This is a genomic window from Polaromonas sp. A23, from assembly GCF_002001015.1.
Classification (GTDB): Bacteria; Pseudomonadota; Gammaproteobacteria; order Burkholderiales; family Burkholderiaceae_C; genus Polaromonas.
Genome location: NZ_MUNO01000009.1, coordinates 22,161 through 44,097, shown reverse-complemented (window position 1 = coordinate 44,097; position 21,937 = coordinate 22,161). Strand labels below are relative to the sequence as shown.

Annotated in this window: 22 protein-coding genes and 2 pseudogenes; 16 read left to right on the top strand and 8 right to left on the bottom strand. The window is 61.2% G+C overall.

Going from position 1 to position 21,937, the window contains the following annotated elements:
- Positions 1–13 precede the first annotated feature (13 nt).
- A complete protein-coding gene (locus tag B0B52_RS04230; RefSeq protein ID WP_077592375.1) occupies positions 14–925 on the top strand; it encodes a MurR/RpiR family transcriptional regulator in 912 nt (303 codons plus the stop codon).
- Positions 922–2,385, top strand: coding sequence for an amidohydrolase family protein (locus tag B0B52_RS04225; RefSeq protein WP_077592374.1), 1,464 nt, complete (start codon positions 922–924; stop codon positions 2,383–2,385). The genes B0B52_RS04230 and B0B52_RS04225 overlap by 4 nt, the downstream gene beginning before the upstream one ends.
- 16 nt (positions 2,386–2,401) lie before the next feature.
- Here B0B52_RS04225 and B0B52_RS04220 read toward each other — a convergent pair whose 3' ends face one another.
- Positions 2,402–3,385: a LysR substrate-binding domain-containing protein gene (locus B0B52_RS04220; protein ID WP_077592373.1), complete on the bottom strand. Its 984-nt coding sequence runs from the start codon at positions 3,383–3,385 to the stop codon at positions 2,402–2,404.
- A 120-nt stretch (positions 3,386–3,505) separates the two neighbouring features.
- Between B0B52_RS04220 and B0B52_RS22650 the strand changes: the two genes are divergently transcribed.
- Positions 3,506–4,105, top strand: coding sequence for a DUF2917 domain-containing protein (locus B0B52_RS22650; RefSeq protein WP_254425633.1), 600 nt, complete (start codon positions 3,506–3,508; stop codon positions 4,103–4,105).
- Between the two features lie 17 nt (positions 4,106–4,122).
- Here B0B52_RS22650 and B0B52_RS22645 read toward each other — a convergent pair.
- Positions 4,123–4,314 (bottom strand): annotated as a pseudogene (locus B0B52_RS22645) (TfoX/Sxy family protein); the annotation flags it as partial.
- A 136-nt stretch (positions 4,315–4,450) separates the two neighbouring features.
- On the opposite strand from B0B52_RS22645, the gene B0B52_RS04205 reads away from it, so the two are divergent.
- From B0B52_RS04205 to B0B52_RS04190, 4 genes are all read left to right on the top strand, one after another.
- A complete protein-coding gene (locus B0B52_RS04205) occupies positions 4,451–5,047 on the top strand; it encodes a TetR/AcrR family transcriptional regulator (protein ID WP_077592370.1) in 597 nt (198 codons plus the stop codon).
- Positions 5,048–5,276: 229 nt separating this feature from the next.
- On the top strand, positions 5,277–6,266 hold the full coding sequence (locus B0B52_RS04200; RefSeq protein ID WP_077592369.1) for an MBL fold metallo-hydrolase: 990 nt from the start codon (positions 5,277–5,279) through the stop codon (positions 6,264–6,266).
- 311 nt (positions 6,267–6,577) lie between these two features.
- Positions 6,578–6,766 (top strand): hypothetical protein, encoded by a 189-nt coding sequence (locus tag B0B52_RS04195; RefSeq protein ID WP_139351810.1) that lies wholly within the window; start codon positions 6,578–6,580, stop codon positions 6,764–6,766.
- Complete coding sequence (locus B0B52_RS04190) at positions 6,763–7,011, top strand: hypothetical protein (RefSeq protein WP_077592367.1); 249 nt, start codon at positions 6,763–6,765, stop codon at positions 7,009–7,011. The genes B0B52_RS04195 and B0B52_RS04190 overlap by 4 nt, the downstream gene beginning before the upstream one ends.
- Before the next feature lie 61 nt (positions 7,012–7,072).
- Here the strand turns inward: B0B52_RS04190 and B0B52_RS04185 are convergent, their stop codons facing one another.
- Positions 7,073–7,990, bottom strand: coding sequence for a DUF6279 family lipoprotein (locus tag B0B52_RS04185; protein WP_254425632.1), 918 nt, complete (start codon positions 7,988–7,990; stop codon positions 7,073–7,075).
- Between B0B52_RS04185 and glmU the strand changes: the two genes are divergently transcribed.
- From glmU to B0B52_RS04170, 3 genes are all read left to right on the top strand, one after another.
- Positions 7,989–9,422: a bifunctional UDP-N-acetylglucosamine diphosphorylase/glucosamine-1-phosphate N-acetyltransferase GlmU gene (gene glmU, locus B0B52_RS04180; protein ID WP_077592366.1), complete on the top strand. Its 1,434-nt coding sequence runs from the start codon at positions 7,989–7,991 to the stop codon at positions 9,420–9,422. The genes B0B52_RS04185 and glmU overlap by 2 nt on opposite strands.
- A gap of 125 nt (positions 9,423–9,547) precedes the next feature.
- A complete protein-coding gene (locus B0B52_RS04175) occupies positions 9,548–10,126 on the top strand; it encodes a hypothetical protein (RefSeq protein ID WP_077592365.1) in 579 nt (192 codons plus the stop codon).
- 17 nt (positions 10,127–10,143) lie between these two features.
- A complete protein-coding gene (locus B0B52_RS04170; protein ID WP_139351809.1) occupies positions 10,144–10,737 on the top strand; it encodes a hypothetical protein in 594 nt (197 codons plus the stop codon).
- Between the two features lie 176 nt (positions 10,738–10,913).
- Here the strand turns inward: B0B52_RS04170 and B0B52_RS04165 are convergent, their stop codons facing one another.
- Entirely contained in the window at positions 10,914–11,399 is a 486-nt protein-coding gene (locus B0B52_RS04165) for an Lrp/AsnC family transcriptional regulator (protein WP_077592363.1), read from the bottom strand.
- A 133-nt stretch (positions 11,400–11,532) separates the two neighbouring features.
- Here B0B52_RS04165 and glmS point away from each other — a divergent pair, with 133 nt between their 5' ends.
- On the top strand, positions 11,533–13,380 hold the full coding sequence (gene glmS, locus B0B52_RS04160) for a glutamine--fructose-6-phosphate transaminase (isomerizing) (RefSeq protein WP_077592362.1): 1,848 nt from the start codon (positions 11,533–11,535) through the stop codon (positions 13,378–13,380).
- Between the two features lie 255 nt (positions 13,381–13,635).
- Here glmS and B0B52_RS04155 read toward each other — a convergent pair whose 3' ends face one another.
- The gene (locus tag B0B52_RS04155) at positions 13,636–14,538 is read right to left on the bottom strand and encodes a LysR family transcriptional regulator (protein WP_077592361.1); all 903 of its coding nucleotides are present in this window, start codon (positions 14,536–14,538) and stop codon (positions 13,636–13,638) included.
- 87 nt (positions 14,539–14,625) lie between these two features.
- On the opposite strand from B0B52_RS04155, the gene B0B52_RS04150 reads away from it, so the two are divergent.
- From B0B52_RS04150 to B0B52_RS04130, 5 genes are read left to right on the top strand one after another with little or no spacing between them, the layout of a single operon-like run.
- The gene (locus B0B52_RS04150) at positions 14,626–15,612 is read left to right on the top strand and encodes a tripartite tricarboxylate transporter substrate binding protein (protein WP_077592360.1); all 987 of its coding nucleotides are present in this window, start codon (positions 14,626–14,628) and stop codon (positions 15,610–15,612) included.
- A 23-nt stretch (positions 15,613–15,635) separates the two neighbouring features.
- Entirely contained in the window at positions 15,636–16,484 is an 849-nt protein-coding gene (locus tag B0B52_RS04145; RefSeq protein ID WP_077592384.1) for a MaoC family dehydratase N-terminal domain-containing protein, read from the top strand.
- Positions 16,485–16,493: 9 nt separating this feature from the next.
- Positions 16,494–17,675, top strand: a complete 1,182-nt coding sequence (locus B0B52_RS04140) for a CaiB/BaiF CoA-transferase family protein (protein WP_077592359.1) — start codon at positions 16,494–16,496, stop codon at positions 17,673–17,675.
- Entirely contained in the window at positions 17,672–18,502 is an 831-nt protein-coding gene (locus B0B52_RS04135; RefSeq protein ID WP_077592358.1) for a CoA ester lyase, read from the top strand. The genes B0B52_RS04140 and B0B52_RS04135 overlap by 4 nt, the downstream gene beginning before the upstream one ends.
- A gap of 34 nt (positions 18,503–18,536) precedes the next feature.
- Positions 18,537–19,913: an adenylosuccinate lyase family protein gene (locus B0B52_RS04130; protein ID WP_077592357.1), complete on the top strand. Its 1,377-nt coding sequence runs from the start codon at positions 18,537–18,539 to the stop codon at positions 19,911–19,913.
- 62 nt (positions 19,914–19,975) lie between these two features.
- Here B0B52_RS04130 and B0B52_RS22010 read toward each other — a convergent pair.
- From B0B52_RS22010 to B0B52_RS04120, 3 genes and pseudogenes are all read right to left on the bottom strand, one after another.
- Positions 19,976–20,071 (bottom strand): annotated as a pseudogene (locus B0B52_RS22010) (IS3 family transposase); the annotation flags it as partial.
- 184 nt (positions 20,072–20,255) lie between these two features.
- Positions 20,256–20,567 carry a cupin domain-containing protein gene (locus B0B52_RS04125; protein ID WP_077592356.1) on the bottom strand — a complete coding sequence of 104 codons (312 nt, stop codon included), beginning with the start codon at positions 20,565–20,567 and terminating at the stop codon, positions 20,256–20,258.
- Positions 20,568–20,921: 354 nt separating this feature from the next.
- Positions 20,922–21,926, bottom strand: coding sequence for a tripartite tricarboxylate transporter substrate-binding protein (locus tag B0B52_RS04120; RefSeq protein ID WP_077592355.1), 1,005 nt, complete (start codon positions 21,924–21,926; stop codon positions 20,922–20,924).
- Positions 21,927–21,937: the final 11 nt, after the last annotated feature.

Here is a 21,937-nt window from a genome sequence, read left to right as displayed (position 1 = left end):
TCAGGACGATTTCATGACCCCCCGCTTCCTCGAAAAAATAGCCGAGACCATGGACCGTGCGCCAACTGCGCGGCGTGCCGTGCTGGCCCTGATCCTGGAAGACCCGCAACGTGTGCTGGACGAAACCTTCGAGACGCTGGCCCAGCGGGCTAACAGCTCGGTACCCACAATCATGCGCACCTGCCGCGACCTGGGTTATCCGGGGCTGCGCGAATTCAAGCTCGCGCTGGCGCAGGAACTGGCAGTCGGTGGCTCGCCGCTGAACCGGCGTGTGCGCATCGACGACAACACCCAGCAGGTGATTGACAAGGTCACGCGCGGCGCGGCCGCTGTGATCAGCGGCGTGCAGGCGCAACTCGACGCACAAGCCGTGCAGGCCGCGGCGGACGCGATCGTGCAGGGCTCACGTGTGGACTGCTACGGCGTTGGTGTCACTTCCAACTTCATGGCCTCAGACCTGCAGGCTCGCCTGTACCGGCTGGGCCTGGCCTCCAACGCCTACCTGGACCCGCACCTGCAACTGATCTCGGCCGCCACCATCGGCCCGCGCGGCGTGGTGATGGCCATCACCTACGTGGGCGGCATGCCCTCCCTGCTGGAAGCGGTGGACGTCGCCCGCTCGCAAGGCGCAACCATCATCGGGCTGACCCAGCCCGGCTCACCACTGGCAGCAATGTCCGACATCGTGCTCAGTGTTGAAGTGGCACCCGATCCCGTGATGCCGGTTGGCCCCGAGGCCTATCTTGCCCATCTCACGGTGATCGAAATTCTCACTGTGCTCGTGGCCCAGCGCCTGGGTGACAAGGCGGTACATCGCTTGTCCAACATCCAGCACACGCTGGAAACCCGCGGCGTGGACATGCACCAGCATCCCCGGCTGGACTGGGGCAAGGCAGCCAAAGGCACAGACGGGAAAGCCTCATGACGCGCGCGATCCTGCTGGAAAACGGACTCATCATTGACGGGACTGGCGCAGCTGCCCAGGCCGGCGACGTGCTGCTGCAAGGTGATCGCATCCTGGCTGTGGGCGCAAAGCTGCGCGGCAACCTGCCGGCCGGCCTGTCGCTCAAGGACGTGGATGTGCGCGACTGCACGGGTCTGGCCATCGCGCCCGGCTTCATCGACGTGCACACCCACGACGATGCCATCGTCCTCAACGCGCCGGGCATGTTCCCCAAGCTGTCGCAAGGCATCACCACGGTGGTCACCGGCAACTGCGGCTTGTCCGTGGCGCCTTTCATGATCGGCGAGCCGACAGGCGCGCTCACATTGCTTGGTAACTCGTTCAAGTACCCCTCGGTGGCCAGCTACGCGCAGGCGGTGGCCGAGGCGGTGCCGGCCGTCAACGTCGCGCCTTTGATCGGCCACACGACGCTGCGATTCGCCTGCATGGGTGACCTGACCCGGCCGGCAAGCGCGGAAGAAACCAAAGCCATGTGCGAACTGCTTGAGAAGTGCATGGCAGAAGGCGCCATCGGCATGTCTTCCGGCCTGTTCTACGCCGAGGCCATGCCTGCGCCGGCCGAAGAGGTCACCGCGCTGGCGTGCGTCGTGGCGCGGCACAGCGGCGTGTACGCCACCCACATGCGGTCGGAGATGGCCGACATCCTGGACGCCATGCACGAGGCCAGCGATTGCGCGTTCGATGCCGGTGTGCCGCTGATCATCTCCCACCACAAGTGCGCGGGACCGGCCAACTGGGGCCGCACACAGGAGACCTTGCCGCTGATCGACGAGCTGGCGAAGCGGCAGGACATCTCGATGGACGTCTACCCCTATGTGGCCGGCTCCACCGTGCTGCGCGAAGACCTGGTGGACGGCATCATTGACGTGCTGGTGAGCTGGTCGGCGCCGCACCCGGAAATGATGGGCCGCACCCTGGCATCGATTGCTGCCGAGTGGGGCGTCGACCAGAAAACAGTCTGCCGCCGCCTGCAGCCCGGCGGGGCCTGTTATTTCCAGATGCATGAAGATGATGTACGGCGTGTCATCACGCACCCGCGCAGCATGATTGGCTCGGACGGACTGCCGCACGACAAGCATCCGCATCCGAGGCTGTGGGGTGCTTTTCCAAGGGTGTTGGCGCGTTACTGGCGCGAGCAGAAGTTGTTCTCTCTCGAGACTGCGATCTACAAGATGACGGGGCTGTCGGCCCGTAACTTCCGTCTGCACCAGCGCGGGCAGCTCAAGCCGGGATGGTATGCCGATGTCGTGGTGTTTGATCCGGAAAAAATCAGGGACGCCGCCACCTACGAAGAGCCCATCGCGCGCTCGGAAGGCATTCGCAGCGTGTACGTCAACGGCCAACTGGCCTGCGACCAGGACAGCGCGCAGGGGCTGGCGCATGCCGGTCGCATGCTGTTGCGGCAGACGGCACCTGCCTGAGGAGCGTTAACAGGCCTTAGTCGATGTCGTCCACCGTGTCGGGGTCCGGCACGTCGCCGATGGCCTTGCGGGTCAGCGCGCTTTGCACCAGCAGCCAGTCGCAAAAAGCCTTCACCTCCTGCCGGCCAGCGCTGCGTGCGCCGACGACCAGCCAATAGGACATGGGTGAATCCAGCCGTGTTTTTGGCAGCGGCTCAATCAGGTCACCGGAAGCCAGGCTCTCGGCAATCAGCGGCAGGCGGGCCAGCACAATGCCCTGGCCCGTCAGCGCGGCCTGCACCATCTGGTAGGCGTAGTTGAAGTACAGCCAGCGCTTGCCCTCCAGCTTGGGTGTGCCATGCACTTCCAGCCAGCGCCGCCAGGTCAGCCATTCCATGTGGGTGGAGTGCGAATCACCGGCTTCGATCAGTGCAAAGTGCGCCAGGTCTTCTGGCTTTTTCAGGCGCGGCCCGCTTTTGAGCAGCCAGGGGCTGGCCACCGGTGTCATTTGTTCGCCAAACAGGCGTATGGCACCGGCCGGCATCCGGGCTGTAGGCCCATACCGCAGCGCCAGATCAAGGTCCGAAGTTTCCAGGTCAATGGAGACGTCCGACGCATCAATGCGGATGTCCATATCGGGGTTGTCGCGCTGGAAGGCCTCCAGCCGCGGGATCAGCCACATCGATGCAAAGGACGCAAAAGTGGTGAGCGAAACGCTCTTGCGTCCGGCGCTCTGGCGGATCTGCCGCACCGCCCCGTCGATGCGTTCGAGCGACGGTGTCACGGCACGCAGCAGCACACCGCCGGCGCCGGTGAGTTCCACAGAGCGCGTGTGGCGGTGAAACAGGCTCAGGCCAACTTCTTCCTCCAGCGCCTGGATCTGCCGGCTCACTGCCGATTGGGTCAGTGCCAACTCTTCGGAGGCAGCGCGAAAGTTCAGGTGCCGGGCAACGGCGTCAAAGGCGCGCAGCTGGCCTGCAGAGATGGGGCGGGTGCGTAAATGGGTTTGGGAATGCAGCATGGCGGTCAATTTGATTGATGCGTTTCGGGAATGAATAGCGTAACTCGATTTCATTGGACTGCCAAGACCCGGAGCGCGATCATTCATTCCCATCAACGACTTTTGTTTCAGGAGAACAGCATGAACAACCATCACCACCCAGAGCTGCAATCATTCGCCGGCACGGAAAAGGTGTCGGGCTGCTGGAAGCTCGGTGACAGTCGTGCATTGACACTGCGCCCCAGCCAGCCTGGTGTGTTGCGTATCGCGCACGGACGGGTCTGGATCACTTTCGACAACGCGCAGGGCGACGATGCCGTGCGGGGGGGCGACCACTTCCTTGGCGCAGGCGACACACTGAATCTCCTGCCGGGGCAGGTGTTGGTGATGGAGTCCTGGAACTCCCCGGAGCAATCGGCAGCCTATTTCAGCTGGGATCCGCTGCCGGCCGCGGCAGGGGTGGCCATCAGCAGCAGCCAAGTGCCGGTACTGGCGCTTGGCCCGCAATGGCGCGGTGGCGTGGCTCAGCCGCTACGCGACTTGCGGCTGGCTTTTGGTTTGGCGGGCGCCGCATCGGCGCGCCTGGTTGCCGGGTTGGTCGGCGGAGTGGGTGTGGCCTTGCTGGCTGCTCTTCCCCGTTTTGCTACTGATTTGGTAGCTGGCCGCGCCCGTGGTACCTTGGCTGCACGTGCTTTCAAGGCACAGTCCTGCGCCAGCCGGGCCCACTGCGCCATGAGCTGAGGCGACTCCATCGCGTCTTCGGGCGCGCTGAAGTAGTTCAGTTTCATGGCCTTGCCTTTGGCCTCGTAGACAAAAGGCGCACAACCCGCGGCTTCAAACAGGCCGCGCGTTTCTTCGTTTCCCTTGAGCCAGAGTGTGTCGCCTCCACCCAGGTCGGCCACCAGCGCAATATTGAGCCCGCCGGTGCTGATGCCAAACCCGCCAAACATGCGGCGTGCCGAGCAGGGCCCCGCGCTGCCCAGCAACTCACAGCAGTAATTGGCAAAGGACAGGTCAGCGGCCATTCATGAACTTTAACGGGTTTGCAGACGCCGGCTTGCGCGCCGGTGTGCTTCACAATACCGCATGGCCCGTCCCAAATCCGCCACCCACGAACTCCAGCGCGAAGCCATCCTCGATGTGGCTGCCCAGTGTTTTGCGCAGCGTAGCTATGTGGCCGCGAGCATGAACGACATTGCCGCGGCCTGCGGCACGTCGAAAGCCAGGCTGTACCACTACTACGGCAGCAAGGAAGCCATTCTGTTTGATCTGCTGGACCGCTACACCCAGCATCTGCTGGCCATCATTGGCCAGACAGATGCCAGTGCCCAGCGCAAGAACCTGGACGACCGCGCCGCCCTGCATGAGCTGATCCGCAACTTCCTCGACCAGTACGAAAGCTCAGCAACGCGGCACAGCGCACTGCTGGGGGACACCAAATTTCTCGGGGAAGTGCAGCGCGAACTGATTCTGAACCGGCAGCGCGACGTGGTGTCGGCCATGACAAGGTTTCTTACCCGGGCCTACCCAAAACGCATCACGCCGGCCAACCAGACAGCGGTGACCATGATGCTTTTCGGCATGATCAACTGGACCTTCACCTGGATGCGCCCTGACGGGCCCATGAGTTACCGCGACTATGCCGAAGAGGTGGTGGCCATGCTGGAGCGCGGGCTGGCCTGAGAGGCCGTCAATCTTTCTACTGCGCGACCCGATCTGGCTCCTGCGGTGCTCACCGTACGTTTGTACGGCTCCGCTCCTCGAAGCCACCTCGGCCCGCTCGCTACGAAATCTTCACAGCCTCTCCCGCCTGGACGGGGATTTACGGCGTTTTACTATTCGTAATAAGTTACGTATAGTAGAATTTCACGACACACCGGCCCGTTGGCCGCACCCCACGGAGACTTCCCCCATGTCCAAAGCTTTTGCTTCGCAGTCCGACCTCACGGACAAGAAAATCACGTTCGAGCAGCTCAGCGCCCATTGCTGGGCCTACACCGCCGAAGGTGACCCGAACTCTGGCGTGATCATCGGCGACAAATTCATCATGGTCAGCGATGCCACGGCCACGCCCGCCATGGCGCAGGACCTGATCGCGCGCATCCGCGCCGTCAGCGACAAACCCATCAAATACGTGCTGTTGACGCATTACCACGCGGTGCGCGTACTGGGAGCGAGCGCTTACCTTGCTCAAGGGGCTACGGAAGTGATTGCCAGTCAGGGTACTTACGAACTGATTGTGGAGCGCGGCGCCGAAGACATGCAAAGCGAGATGGAGCGTTTCCCGCGCCTGTTCCGCAATGCCGAAAGTGTGCCCGGCCTGACCTGGCCGACCATGGTGATTGCCGGCGGCAACCCTGTCAAAGGCGAACTGCCCGGCAAGCTGGTGGTTGATCTTGGTGGCGTGAAGGTGCAGATCTGGCATCCCGGCCATGGCCACACGCGTGGCGATACCATTGCCTGGGTGGAAGAAGAAAAAGTGCTTTTCTCCGGTGACCTGGTCGAGTACCAGGCCGGCGTTTACACCGGCGATGCCCAGCTCGAAGAGTGGCCTGCCACCCTGGAGGCGCTGCGTGCCCTCAAGGCCGAGGCGATTGTGCCGGGCCGCGGTGAAGCCATGAAAGGCGTTGCAGAGGTGAACAAGGCCATCGACTACACCAAACAATGGGTCGAGACACTGTTCCGCTGCGGCAAGGAAGCAGCCGCCGCGAAGATGGATCTCAAGGCTGCGATGGCCCACACCCGCAAAAGCATGGATCCCGTCTTTGGGCAGGTCTTTATCTACGAGCATTGCCTGCCGTTTGACGTGAGCCGCGCCTTTGACGAGGCCAGCGGAATCAAGAATCCGCGCATTTGGACGGCCGAACGCGACAAAGAAATGTGGGCTGCACTGCAAGCCTGATCTCAAAGCGCGAGCAGCGCGGATTTCACCTCACCCTTTTTCGCTTCGATCCCCGCAAGCGGGGCCCCTCGCAGGTCGAAAAAGGGCTCGCCGCGCATCTGGACGGCGGAGCGTGACAAAGAGATGTGGGCTGCGTTGCAAGCCTGACCTCCAGTCGACGGATGCTTTCTGCTGGCTTGGATGATCTGTAGGACAAGTCTGACAGGAGGCGGGTGGGGCGGCTGACACGCGTGCCTTGATGGGGTTTTATGCTGAACCTCTTTGTCCCTGCGTGGCCGTGAATGTTTGGGCTGCCCCATCAGGAGTTTTTCATGGACAGCAACATCAGCCCTCATCTGCGCCAGCTGCAACAACAGCCGCAACGCCCCGTCGACAGGCAGCAACAGCAAAGCAGCGGCTCGGGTGAGTTGCAGTCAAGGCGTGTTCGCCAGGCAGGCGACGATGGTCATGTGATGCGCCAGTATTCTCCTGGCCATCAACAAACCGAAGAGCATCAATGACGCGGAAAACTATTTCCTCAACGCTCGACGCAGATGCAAAGCGGTCTGGCGTTTTCAAAGCGCAGATCGGCGAAGGTAGTTACGAAGGCACGCGTAGCTACCAGAAGAGCATCAACAAATATCTCGAAGATGCGGATGTGGCTTCAGATGCCCGAGCAGCTCAACCTGTCAATGAGGCTGAGGCCCGCCAACTGGTGCAGGCCGAACGGGAAGGCAAGTCTCATTCCAAGGCGCGCGGCTCTTAGTGTCGTGTCCCGGAAATAAGGTGATGAAATTTCATATCGACTTTATTTCCGGGGCAGGACACTAACGCCGTGCCGCCAGGATGGCGAAATCCTGGGCATACCTCTGAAGCGTTTTAACCGCGTGGGCGCGCTGCGCAGCGGTGGTGCTGTTATGCAGCGCCGCGAAAGTTTTGCAACTGTCGCGGGTCAGGTTGTCCTGATAGCGGCGGTACACCAGGTCCGGTGAATTCGCCACTCTCTCGAAATAGCCCTGAATCACCAGATGGGCCTGATTCGGGGTTGACTGGCCGGCAATCAGGGGTGAAAGGCTTTGCAGGGCGTCGCGTTGACGCCGCTGGTGTTCCGCAAGGGATATGCGCGCATCGAACACAGATCGCGTGATGCGCTCCTTCAATACATCCCGCTGCGCGTGCTCGAGCGAGCCGTACAACATCTCCGCGCGGCTCACTGCTTTTTTCAGGCGCTTTTCGATCAGCGCAGCCGGCTTGCCGTCAAGAAAATCGTCGCGATACTCAACATTGAGTTTTGAAAATTTGCGCTTCAATGCTTCGAGCTGCTCCGTCTCCAGCGTGGTGACCAGCGCACCTGCAACGGGAGTTGCGTGGTCAGAGATGGCCTGCAGCCTGCTGCGTATCTCATCAAAAATGCTGCAGGCCTGTGCTTCATCCATATCGTGCGTCAGGAGGGGCTGCCATTTTTCCAGGGTCTTGATATAGGCCGGTAGCTGGGTTTGCCGGTGCCATAGGTGAATGCGCGCCAGCTCGTCCCGCACTTTGGGACGCTGGGCGGCATTGAAGTCAAAATACCCATCGAGTTGCCAGTACGCCAGCTCTGTGGCCTGGCCGTAGGCGATTTTCACGGCGCTGCAGGCTTGCAAGGCTGCGGCCGCTAGCAGCACACCGATAATCAGCACAATGCGACCCTGTCCCGCCGCGGGCAGGGGTGGCCTTGAAAACCGAAAATTCACAGGAAATTCCATGGCGATTCCAGTTCCAGTCGATGTTGTGATCATGGCCGCGGGCAAAGGCACGCGGATGAAAAGCAGCTTACCCAAAGTGTTGCACCGTTTGGGCGGAAAGGCTTTGCTGGCGCATGTCATCGAATGCGCCGCGTCCGTGTCAGCGCGCAAGGCGGTCATTATCACGGGGCATGGCGCAGAAACCGTCGAAGCCGCCTGCACCCGGTTTACGCAAGCTACACCGTTGTCGGATTCAAAACTCGACCTGAAGTTCGCCCGCCAGGAGCCGCAGCTCGGCACCGGCCATGCGGTGCAGCAGGCGCTGCCGCTGCTTGCCGACGACGGTGTCACGCTGGTGCTGTCGGGCGACGTGCCGCTGACCGAAGTTGCCACTTTGCAGGCCCTGCTGGCGCAGTGCGATGGCCAGCGGCTGGCTCTGCTCACGCTGAACATGGCTGACCCGACGGGTTACGGCCGCATTGTTCGGGCCGGAGCGGAGTCTTCTGCGCAGGTAAGGGCCATCGTGGAGCACAAGGATGCCAGCGACGCACAACGCGAGATCCGTGAAATCTACAGCGGCATCATGGCAGTGCCCACCCGCCTGTTGCGCAGCTGGCTGGGGCGACTGGACAACAAAAATGCCCAGAAAGAGTACTACCTGACCGACATCGTGAAGTTTGCTGTGGCCGACGGCATAGCCGTGGTGGCGCATCAGATTCTCGATGCCGCGCAGGTGGCCGGCGTCAACAGCCCGGTGCAGCTGGCTGAGCTGGAGCGTGTGTACCAGTTGCGCCGGGCCACAGCGCTCATGGAGCAGGGCGTGCGGCTGGCCGATCCTGCGCGCTTCGACGTGCGCGGCGCGCTGGGCTGCGGCCAGGACGTGGAAATTGACGTGAACTGCCTGTTTGAAGGTCAGGTCAGACTGGCTGACGGCGTGCGCATAGGCGCCAATTGCGTGATTGCCAATTGCCAGATTGCAGCCGGCGCGGTGATTCACCCCTTTACCCATATCGATGGCGAAAAACTTGGCGTGCAGGTCGGCGAGGGCGCCCTGGTGGGGCCATTTGCGCGCTTGCGGCCCGGGGCGCAGCTGGGCGCCGAGGTGCACATCGGCAATTTTGTTGAAGTGAAAAACGCCACGCTCGCCAAGGGCGCCAAGGCCAACCACCTGGCTTACCTGGGCGACGCCACCGTGGGCGAACGTGTCAACTACGGCGCCGGCAGCATCACCGCCAACTACGATGGTGCCAACAAACACCGCACGGTGATTGAGGCTGACGTGCACATCGGCAGCAACTGCGTGCTGGTGGCGCCGGTGACGATAGGCGAGGGCAGCACGGTTGGAGCCGGCTCGACGATTACCAAGAACACGGCACCCGGCACCCTGAGCGTGGCGCGCGGTAAGCAGGTCAGCCTGTCTGACTGGAAGCGACCGGCAAAAAAATCCCGCTAACGGTTGCCTTCGGGCGACATGGGTGTTTTTCCGGCTTGTTTCAATTGGAAATACAGCGTTAGCATTCGTAACGGTATTGGCTGCATCGGGCCATGCCGCTTTCAAAAATACGGAGGAACCTTTCCATGATTCAGACAATCAGGCGTGCAGCCTTGTGTGCGGGCATCGCCACGTTGACCATTCTTGCCGGATGTGCCGGGCCGGCGCCCAACTATGCGCCGTCCATCGATAACGTTGAGGTGCTCAAGAAAATTGGCGGTACCACGACCGTCAAGACGGGCGTCATTGATGTGGCGGCGGGCATACCAGGGGGGAATTCCATGACCCTGCGTGCCAACACCATGATTTCCCCTGTGGGAAAAAACTATGGCGACTACATTGCTGCAGCACTGCGGCAGGAACTCGAGTTGGCAAAGCTGTACAACCCGCAATCTGCCATTGAAATCAGCGGAACCCTGCTCAAGAACAACATCGATGCAGGCAACATCAGCATCAATACCGGGCAGATCGAGGCGCGTTTTCTGGTGAAGGCCAATGGCAAGGTGCTGTTTGACAAGATCAAACGGATAGAACGCAAATGGGAAAGCTCCTTTGCAGGTGCGGTGGCTATTCCCCTTGCCGCAAATAACTATCCACTGATGGTTCAGGCGCTGGTGTCCTCGCTGGTGACCGATCCGGATTTTGTCAAAGCCATTCGCAACTAGGCGAGGAGGAATCAATCATGAACCGTTTAATGAGCCTTGTTTTTTCCTTGATGGCCTGCGTGTTTTTGTTCGGCTGTGCGCACCCCATCACGATGAATCCTGATCTTGCCGTCGTTGCCGCACCCGCCGGAGTGAAGCCCATCAATAAAAAAGTGGGCTATCACATGCCCGACGTGCTACGCGCGGTTGAAGTGACAACGCCCGGTGGCGGTGGCGACAAGGTGCGCTACTTCCCCTACCGCGACATTGAGCCCGGGTTTTACAAAGCCCTGTCCGAGGCTTTCACCGGTGTGAGCAAGGTGCAGAACCCCAAGGACGCAGCGGCGCTGCAGGCCGACGGCATTTCCTTGTTGATTACGCCCGAAATCACCACCAACTCGTCCTCCGACGGTGCTTTTACCTGGCCGCCGACCCAATTCACCGTCAGGCTGGTGTGTGCCATCGTTGATGCGAACGGCAAGCCGGTTGAGACGATACGTGTGAGCGGCGAAGGTGCTGCGACGTTTGGGGAGTTCAAGAGCAATTTCTCCCTGGCTGCGGTGCGCGCGTCCAATGATGCCCTGGTCAAGCTGATCAAGGCGCTCGGCGAATCACCAGCATTGCGCAAATAGACCAGCGTCAAGGCACGCTGGCCGGACCACCTCTCAACCGGTGGTGCCGGCCGCGTATTTGCAGTGCATCCGCCAGCAAACTTTCCGGCACAGGCATCGGGCCGCCTCGAGCAGGTTGATGTCTGTTGGAAGATGTTTGTGAGTGCTATAAATTCAGTAGCTATTAACGCCCGTATTTATTGGGCTAACAGCAGTTTCGGCTCAAATTTCGAGCGCTTGACGCTGAAAAACGCCTTGACGTTACGCACATTGGCGTCGCCGGTAAACAGCCGCTGTGCCAGTGCCAGGTAGCCCGGCATGTCGCGCACATGCACCACCATCACGAAGTCCGGCCCCGGTGAGACGCGGTAGCACTGCTGCACCGCTTCGTCTTGCACCACGCGTGCCTCAAACGCCTCCTGTTGTTCGGTGCCTTGGCGGTCCAGCGTGATTTCGGCAATCGCCGTCAGCCCGTGCCCGGTGAGGGCTGCCAGCTTGTCGGGGCTGAGTAATGCAATTTCACGCTCCACCAGCCCGGCATCGCGCAGGCGCTTGACGCGGCGCAGGCAGGTGGGCGGCGATATGTGCACGCGCTCGGCCAACGCCTGATTGCTTAGCGAGGCATCGGTTTGCAAGCTCCCCAGCAGCTTGAGATCAATCTCATCAATGGTTAATTGTTCCACTAAATGAATATAAATGAAATCAGATTCCAGTATGCATTATTGATGAAATTTAATTTCAATAATAGATAAAAATCAATCACATAACAAAATAACAAGTACGTAGCATCACCGCATTGTTCTTCAGGAGACTTCCATGTGCGGCATCGTTGCGTCAGTTTCGACGCGAAATATTGTTCCCATCCTTGTGCAAGGTTTGCAGCGGCTGGAATACCGCGGCTACGACTCTTGTGGCGTCGCGGTGTATGCGGACGGCCTGAAAAGGGCGCGCAGCACTTCCCGCGTAGCTGAGCTCATGGAACAGGTGAGCGCTGACAAACTGGAAAGCGGCACCGGCATTGCCCACACCCGTTGGGCCACCCACGGTGCGCCGGCAGTGCACAACGCCCATCCGCACTTCAGCCACGGTACCGGGGACGCCGTTCACAAGGCAGGCAAGGTGGCACTGGTGCACAACGGCATCATCGAAAACCATGACGAATTACGTCTTGCGCTGCAGGCCAAGGGTTACGTGTTTACCAGCCAGACCGACACCGAAGTCATCGTGCACCTCATGGACAGCCTGTATGACGGTGACCTGTTCGAAGCCCTGAAAGCTGCCACCCGTCAGTTGCACGGTGCCTATGCGATTGCCGCATTCTGCAAGGACGAACCACACCGTGTGGTGGGCGCGCGGGCCGGGTCGCCGCTGATTCTCGGAGTGGGCAAAGAGGGCGGTGAAAACTTCCTCGCCAGCGACGCGATGGCGCTGGCCGGCGTGACCGACCAGATCCTTTATCTCGAAGAGGGCGATCTGGTGGATATCCAGCTTGGTAAATACTGGGTCATCGATCGGGACCACAAGGCCGTGCAGCGCGCTGTCAAAACCGTCCATGCCCACAGCGGCGCGGCCGAACTAGGCCCTTACCGCCACTACATGCAAAAGGAAATTTTCGAGCAGCCGCGCGCCATTGCCGACACGCTCGAAGGTGTTGAAGGGATCGTTCCGGAACTGTTCGGCGACGATGCGTACCGCGTATTCAAGGACATTGATTCCGTGCTTATCCTGGCTTGCGGCACCAGCTACTACAGTGGCTGCGCGGCCAAGTACTGGCTTGAATCGATTGCCGGCATCCCGACCCAGGTGGAAGTGGCCAGCGAATACCGTTATCGCACTTCAGTGCCCAACCCCAAAACACTGGTTGTCACCATCACCCAAAGCGGTGAAACCGCCGACACGCTTGCCGCGCTGCGACACGCCCAGTCGCTAGGCATGAAGCACACCTTGACTATCTGCAACGTGTCCACCTCGGCCATGGTGCGTGAGTGCAAGCTGGCCTACATCACCCGCGCCGGCGTCGAGATCGGTGTGGCATCTACCAAGGCATTCACAACACAGCTCGCCGGTCTGTTTTTGCTGACACTCGCGCTGGCCCAAAGCAAGGGCAAACTCAGTGAGGAAGAAGAAGCCGGTCACCTCAAAGCCATGCGCCACCTGCCCGCAGCCCTGCAAGCCGTGCTGGCGCTGGAGCCGCAAGTCATCAGCTGGGCCGAAGACTTTGCAAAGATGGAGAACGCGTTGTTCCTGGGTCGCGGCCTGCATTACCCGATTGCGCTTGAAGGTGCGCTCAAGCTCAAAGAGATCAGCTACATCCACGCCGAAGCCTACCCCGCCGGCGAACTCAAGCACGGCCCCCTGGCCCTTGTCACCAGTGAAATGCCTGTCGTCACAGTGGCGCCCAACGACGCCCTGCTCGAAAAGCTCAAAAGCAACATGCAGGAAGTGCGCGCCCGCGGCGGCGTACTTTATGTGCTGGCCGACGCCGACACAAAAATCGAAAGCGGCGAAGGCCTCCACGTCATCCGTATGCCTGAACATTACGGCGCGCTGAGCCCGCTGCTGCATGTGGTTCCGCTGCAGTTGCTGGCGTATCACACCGCTGTGGCGCGCGGGACGGATGTTGACAAACCGCGAAACCTGGCGAAGTCAGTGACTGTCGAATGACGGTCAGCGTGCCTTGCACGCGTCGCGGTTTGGTGGGCACTCACTTGCGAAGCAAGTTAGGTGACCACACAAACCTCGCAATCTTGCAAAGAGCGTGACTGTCGAATGACGGTCGCGGTGCGCGTTAGCGTGTTATTCCGCGCAATTAAAGTCGTAAACAGGCTATTAAAGTCGTAAACACAGCCCTATCCACCTGGAAGGGCACGACTGCGATCTCAGTTGCGGTCCTAGCGCCGCTTGGGCCGACCTCCCACGCTAGCGCCTGTCCTTCAAAGCTGTATGCAGGTAGTCGTGGAACATCTTCGCCGGCGCGCGCAGGGTCGTGCCACGCAAAGTGGCAAGGCCCAGTACACGTGACACCGCGGGCGCAGTGAGCGCGACGCCGACTATCGACGGATGTTGTTTCGGCAAGGCCAGGCGCGGTACGGCAGCTAGCCCGAGGCCCGCGTCGACCATGCCGAGCAGCGTTGCAATGTGGCTCACCTCGAGACGGTAAGAAGGATTGACACCCGCCTTGGCCAACGCGTCGTCCAGCAATTGCCGGTTACCGCTGGTGCGCGCGACCGCGATCAGGCGCTCGGCTTCCAGGTTTTTCCACGACAGCGTCTTGCGGCCGGCGAGTGCGTGGCGACGCGGCATCGCCACCACGAACGGATCGGAGTGAATCGGCTCGAAGTCCACGCCGGGTACCTGGTTGCCCATGAAGGTGATGCCGAAATCCGACTCGCCCGACACCACAGTGGCCATCACCGTACCGGCGGCTTCGTCGATCACACGGACGCGGATCAGTGGGTAACGCTCCGCGAACGAGCTCACGACCGAGGGCAGAAAGTGGATTGCTGCGGAAGGCACACAGGCCACCGTGACCCGGCCAGTGCGGCTGCCGGCGATGTCGGTGATTCCGAGCATAGCGGACTCGAGGTCGTCCAGCGCGGCACGTGCGCGATCAAGAAAAACCTGCCCGAGAGCCGTCAGTTCGACGTCACGCGTGGTGCGGTTGAAGAGGCGGGCGCCCAGGATGGTTTCGAGCTTGTCGATGCGCCGGCTCAAGGCAGGTGGGGAGAGGTGAATGTGGTCTGCTGCCGCGCGAAAGCTCCCGCGCTCAGCCACCGCCACGAAGGCTTCGAGCTGCTGTAAATCGAAATTGATGCGTGCCATGCACCAATACTAGCAAAAATTGCACTTCACGGAACTCGTCCCCACGCCGATGATGCAGCTGTGACAAAAACGAAGGAGACAATTTTCATGAGAATCAATCATCCCTTTAGCGCTTCTCTCGCCCTGGCGCTCGGCGCCGGCCTGTCCCTGTCCGTGCCCGGCCAGGCGCTCACCCAGGCCTGGCCGGCCAAACCGGTCACCATTGTTGTGCCGACCGCCGCAGGCGGCGCCAACGACGCCATGGCGCGCATCATTGCCCAAGGCCTGAGCGCCAAACTCGGTCAGCCGGTCATCGTCGAGAACAAGGCCGGCGCCAACGGTGCCATCGCCAGCGACTTTGTTGTGCGTGCGGCGCCGGACGGCTACACCATCATGTTCGGCTACATCGCCACGCACGGCATCAACCCGGCGCTACAGAAACTGAAGTACGACCCCGTCACCGATTTCGAGCCCATCGGCATGGTGGCCGCGTCGCCCACCGTGTTGGTGGCCAACAAAGCCGTTCCCGTGAACACCGCCAAAGAACTGGTCAACTACCTGAAGGCCAAGCCCGGCACCTACAGCTACGCAACGGCCGGCAACGGCACGGCGCCGCATATCGCGGGCGAGTTGTTCAAGCTGTCGGCTGGCGTGGACGTGATCAGCGTTCCGTACAAGGGTTCGGCGCCCGCCGTGCTCGACACGATCGCCGGTAGCACGCAGTACATGTTCCCCAGCCTGTTCACCGCCTACCCGCAGATCAAGGGCGGTAAGCTCAAGGCGCTCGGCATCGCCGGCGACAAGCGCTCTCCCGTCTTGCCCGATGTTGCGACGCTGGCCGAGCAGGGCATCCCCAATGTCAGCATGTCGCAGTGGTACGCGATGTTCGCGCCCGCGAAGACGCCAAAGGCCGTGGTCGCCCGGCTCAATACCGAGATGAACGCCGTGCTGGCCGACAAGGGTGTGCAAAAACGCATCGAGGACCAAGGCGCCGAAGTGGAAACCGGAACGCCTGAGCAGCTCAAAACCCTGGTGCAAAAAGAAGTGATCCGCTGGAAGGCAGTTGTGTCGGCCGCCAAGATCAAGGTCGAGTAATTTTCCACGGAATGAACATCGCCATGAATTTGCAGGACTGGATAGGCCGCAGCGAGACGCTGGAAGATATTGCAACCGCCACGCCATACGCAGCACTCTCGGCTACGCTCGATCGCCCGGACACCGCGCGTCCCGCGCCGGGTACTCCGTTGCCCTACCTCTGGCACTGGCTGTATTTCCTGCCGATCCATGCCCAATCGGAGATCGGCCCGGACGGCCACGCGCGGCGTGGTGGCTTTCTGCCACCCGTTGCGCTGCCACGCCGGATGTGGGCCGGCAGCGACTTCGAGTTCCACGAACCGCTGCGCGTCGGCGATGCACTCGCGCGGACCTCGACCATCGTTGACGTGAAGGAAAAAACCGGCCGTACCGGTAGTCTGGTTTTCGTGAAAGTGCGTCACGAATTGCGGCGCAACGGCTCTGCGGATGTCGCGTTGACCGAGCACCACAACATCGTTTACCGTGCAGCACCGACGCCCGACGACGTAGCCCCGCCGCCGCAGGCCGCACCGGCTGCATTCGCCTGGGAACGCCGCATCGTCGCCGACGATGTACTGTTGTTCCGCTACTCGGCCCTCACGTTCAATGGGCACCGCATCCACTACGACCGCAAGTACGTCACCGAGGTCGAGGGTTACCCGGGCCTTATCGTGCACGGCCCGCTGATCGCTACGCTGCTCATGGACCTGTTGCGCCGGCATATGCCCGACGCCGCGGTGCGCAAATTCGAGTTCAAGGCGGTCCGGCCCACGTTCGACGTCAACCCGTTCTCTATCCACGGGCAGCCTTCAGCCGACGGCAAGAGTGTGCGTTTGTGGGGACGTGACCACGAAGGCTGGCTCACGATGGATGCCACCGCCACGCTGGGCTGAGGAAATATCATGCAACCACTCAAGGGCATCACCGTTGTCACGCTCGAACACGCCATCGCGGCGCCCTTCGCCACCCGGCAACTGGCCGACATGGGTGCGCGCGTCATCAAGGTCGAGCGGCCCGGTGTGGGCGATTTCGCGCGGGCCTACGACAGCCGCGTGCGAGGCCTGGCGTCGCATTTCGTCTGGACAAACCGCTCCAAGGAAAGCCTGACACTGGACGTCAAGCACGAGGAGGCGCAGAAAATCCTCATGCGCCTGATCATTGAAGAGGCCGATGTCGTGGTGCAAAACCTAGCGCCGGGTGCCGCCGCGCGGCTCGGCCTGTCGTACGAAGCCTTGTCCAGGCGCAAGCCCGGCATCATCGTGTGCGACATCTCGGGGTATGGCGACAACGGCCCTTACCGCGATAAAAAGGCCTATGACCTGCTGATCCAGAGCGAGGCCGGTTTCGTCTCGGTGACCGGCACACCCGACACACCGTCCAAGGCCGGCCCGTCGATCGCCGACATTGCCGCCGGCATGTATGCGTACACCAACATCCTGGGGGCGCTCATGCACCGCCAGCAGACCGGCGAAGGGCAGCGCATCGACATCTCGATGCTCGAGTCACTGTCGGAGTGGATGAGCTACCCGCTTTACTACGCCTTCGAAGGCGCGGCACCGCCCCAGCGCACGGGTGCCAGCCACGCGACCATTTACCCCTACGGGCCGTTTCTGGCCGGTGACGGCAAAACTGTGATGATGGGCCTGCAGAACGAACGCGAGTGGAAGCTGTTCTGCGAAAAAGTGCTGCTGCAACCCGCGCTCGCCAGCGACCCACGGTTCGCCGGTAATGCACAGCGCAGCGAAGCCCGCGGCGAGCTCTCGTCGCTCATCGTCGAAACCTTCAGCACCCTGACCGCCGCGCAAGTCGTCGAGCGGCTGGAAGCCGCCGGCATCGCTAACGCCCAGGTCAACACCATGAGCGAGCTGTGGAAACATCCGCAACTCGAAGCCCGCGGACGCTGGCGTGAAATCGATACACCGGCGGGCGCCGTGCCCGCCATGTTGCCGCCCGGTTCCTGGCAACACGGTGCCCCACGCATGGGCGCCGTGCCCGCGCTGGGTCAACACACCGACGCGATCCTGAGCCACTTTGGCTACGGCATCGAACAGATAGCTCAATTGCGAGCGGAAGGCGCGGTATGAGCATGCCGCTCGTGCCGCTGAGCTACCTGTTCGTGCCTGGCCACCGGCCTGAGCGTTTCGTGAAGGCATTGGCCTCCGGTGCGGACCGCGTCATCATCGATCTGGAAGACGCGGTCTCGTCCTCTGACAAGGCTGTTGCGCGCGAGGCCATCGCGGCGTGGATGCCCTTCGCGGGTGAAGAGGTTCTCGGCAAGCTGGTGATCCGTATCAACGACGCGAGCACGGATTGGTACACGGACGATCTGCAGCTCCTGCGGCAGGTGCAGGCCGTCTGCGTCATGCTTCCCAAATACGAAAACAAATGGCAGGTGGCTGACGTTCTCGGCTCGCTCAGTTCGGGCGCAACGGTGTTGCCGCTGATCGAAACAGCGCGTGGCCTGCTGGCTGCCCCCGACCTTGCTACCGCACCGGGCATCGCACGGCTGGCTTTCGGCTCGCTCGACTACATGGCCGATCTCGACATTCCTGCCGACAGCCCGGCGCTGCAGCACGCCGCGATTCAGCTGGCCATTGCCTCACGTGCCACAGGCCTGCCCTCGCCCGTGGCTGGCGTCACGCCCGACATCGATGCGGACCGCGTTGCCGCCGACATGGCGCAGGCACGCTGCCTCGGCTTTGGCGCCAAGATGTGTATCCACCCCGTGCAGGTTGCCGCCGTACACCGCGCGCTACGACCCGGTGCTGAAGAACAGGCCTGGGCACAACGCATCCTGAGCGCCTCGCGCGCAGCCGGCGGCGGCGCCATCCAGCTTGACGGGAAGATGGTCGATCGCCCGGTTGTGCTCAAAGCCGAGCGCATCGTGGCTCTGGCCGCACGCAACCCCTGATTTTTTACAAGACACATAACCCAACGGAGAACCTATGTCCGCAACCATCATCGACTCAAAAATTTTCGGCGACATGTTCAGCGATGCCACCATGCGGCAGGTCTGGTCGGACGAGAACCGCACCGCCAAATACCTGGACATCGAGCGCGCGCTCGCCAAGGTTCAGGGTTCCCTCGGCATCATTCCCAAAGAAGCGGCCGAAGAGATCGTGAAGAACTGCGAGCCCAGCCAGATTGACTGGGCCAAGCTCAAGGCCAAGACCGAGCAGATCGGCTACCCGATCATCGCCGTGGTCAACCAGATCAACGCGCATTGCAAGGACGGCCTTGGCGAATACTGCCATTGGGGCGCCACCACGCAGGACATCACGGACACGGCCGCCGTGTTGCAGATACGAGAGGGCCTCGCACTGGTCGAGGCCGACCTCGCGGACATCTCGGCCTCGCTCGCCAAACTGGCGCGCGACCACCGCGATACCCCAATCATCGGCCGCAGCAACCTGCAGCAGGCGACGCCCATCACCTTCGGCTACAAGATGGCCAGCATCCTCGCGGGCATTGAGCGCCACCGCGAGCGCCTCACGCAACTCAAGCCGCGGGTGCTGGTCGGTGAGTTCGGCGGCGCGTCGGGCACGCTGTCCTCGCTTGAAAAAGGTGCGATGGAAACCCAGGCAGGCCTCATGAAGGAGCTCGGACTCGGGCAGCCGCTGATTTCGTGGCACACCGTGCGCGACAACTTCGCTGAAGTTGGCGCCTTCCTCGGCATCGTCGGTGGATCGCTCGGCAAGATCGCGATGGACGTGAAGCTGCTGATGCAGACCGAAGTCGCGGAAGTGTTCGAGCCTTTTGCGCCCGGTCGCGGTTCCTCGTCAACCATGCCGCAAAAGCGCAACCCGATCTCCTGCCTCTACATCCACGCCAACATCTCGGTGGTACGCCAGCTGGCCGCATCGTTGATGGACGCGATGGTCGCCGACCATGAACGCTCCACGGGCCCATGGGAAATCGAATGGGTGGCAATGCCCGAGATCTTCTGCCTGATCTCGGGCGCGCTCAAGCAGACGAAGTTCATCCTCGCGGGCCTGGAAGTCGATGCCGCGCAGATGCGCCGCAACATCGACATGACCCACGGCCTTGTGATGTCGGAGGCCGTGATGATGGGCCTCGGTCCCTACATCGGGCGCGAGTATGCGCACGACCTGGTCTATGACATCTGTCGCGATGCGCTCAAGCAAAAGCGCCCGCTGATCGAGTTGCTGGCGGAGCACCCGGAAATCAAGAAGCATGTGACGCGCGAACAGCTGGCCTCGTTCTGTGATCCGATGAACAACCTGGGTCAGGCGGGCGTGATGGTCGATCGGGTGCTGGCATCGATCAAGGCACCTGCCTCGCCGCTCATGAGGATGTCGTAAAGAAAGTGTGAGTCAAGATTTGATAGAAGGACTGGGGGTGCGGACAAGTACTTGGACCGGTTTTATCCCGTAAGTCCAAGACTCTCTCGGTATTCGATGAGACTAAGAGAGCCAAGAGAAATCTTGATCCGCTTCTCGTTGAACCAGCGGATGTAGGCGATGGTTGGTCTGACGCGTTTGCCGAGATTGAGGTAGAACTCAATCGCCCGAATCCTGTCTTCGTACGAATATATGAACTACTTCCTGGTAGTCCAAGTTTTTGTCCGCATCCCCCTTGGGTCAGACTTCAGCGGAATTCAACAATATGAGGAATGGAGGGGGATGAGTGCGCCAGTCCTGACGCTAAACACTACCCTGGGTCTCAACGACCAGTATGCGCGCCGCGCCAATGGGTTTTGCAACGTGAACGGTCCCCACGTCTGCAAAGAAGATGTCTCCAACTTCCAGAATGGTTAACCCGGCGCCATCAGAGTCGCGGTAGTGCATTTCTACCCTGCCGTCGAGGACCACAAATACTTCTTCGCCGTCATTGACGTGCCACTGGTAGGGCTGGTCTGTCCAATGCAGGCGCGTTGTGATCCCGTTCATGTTGGCGATATCACGTGCGCCCCAGGCCTTGGCTGCGGTGAACTCTTTTGATCGTATGACTTCCATGGGAATCCTTTCGTCCAGGCGATTTGCCTTGCGACCGGAGAATAGAAGCCTTCCGCTGCCTGGTCCAATGACATCGATGGCGTGTATTGATTCCGGAATGGCACGAATGCCAGACTCCCCAGTGGAAAAAGGGGGGCGGGAGCCCTGGGCCGCGGACGCGATGACCCTGCGTCCTGTGGTTTTCCCTATGTCCGCGGTAATCCTGTGCGGCTGGGCTACGCCGAGACACAGGCGAAACCAGGTGAGACCAGTATCCACAGCAGCACGCCCACCCACCCAAGGGCTACACCAGCTACCTGCAATTTCGCAAAGGCATCGACTTGGCTCGCCTGAAGCGCCTAGAGAGTCCTCGCTTCACTCCTCGCTTTTGAATCCCGAGGCTTGGACGATGGGCCGCCAGAAAGCCAGCTCGGCGCGCAGTTGCTTCCTGACTGTTGCGCCGTCCAGCCCTGTGGGCTCGAGGCCCAAGCTCATGAGCTGTGCATACACCCGGCGCTCTTTCACGGCATCGACCAGCGCGCGTTCGAGTCGTTTGATGACAGCGGGCGGAGTACTCGCAGGCACATAAGCGCTGTAAGAAAAGGAGGCGTGATCGAAACCGTTGATGCCTGCTTCCTTCACTGTGGGGACATCGGGCAACAATCTATTGCGCCGCGTTCCGGAGACCGCGAGGATACGCACCTTGCCACCGCGATGAAGTTCCAGTTGGCTGGCCAACGCATCTGTGCCGATGGGAACTTGCCCGCTGATGATGTCCGTTACGAGAGGCGCACCTCCCTTGTACGGAATAGGCTCCATGGGAACACCGACTTCCTTGGACATTGCAAGGACAGAGAAGTGCAGACCACCCCCCAGGGAGGTGAGTCCAACCCACCCATCTTTCGGGTGGCGCCGGAGCCATTCGACATACTGGGGCAGTGTCTTGAAAGGCTGCGTGGTGCTCGTTGAAATGACGCTGGGGAATTCCACCAGATGCGCCACCGGAGCGAAGTCCCGCTCCACGTCATAGTTCACGCGTTTGTATGTCATCGGAAAGATGACGAACGGCGCCGAGGATGCAAGGAGCACCGTATTGCCATCGGGAGGTGCCCGCTTGACGTAGTCGATGGCCAGGCGGGTCGATGCGCCTGGCCGATTGTCGACCAAAACAGTTTGTCCGGTGGACTTCCGTAGCTGCTCGGCCATAGCCCTGGCCAAAGCGTCGAGAGCGCCTCCCGGTGCGAACCCGACAACCAGCCTCAAGGGCTCAGTTGGAGCTCCGACCGGCGGGTTCGACTGAGCGTGAACGCCAGCCAGAGCTCCGCTGAAAATTGTGAGGACAAATGCCCACTTGGAAAATCCGCGGTTCAGTATGTTCATGATTTACCCCA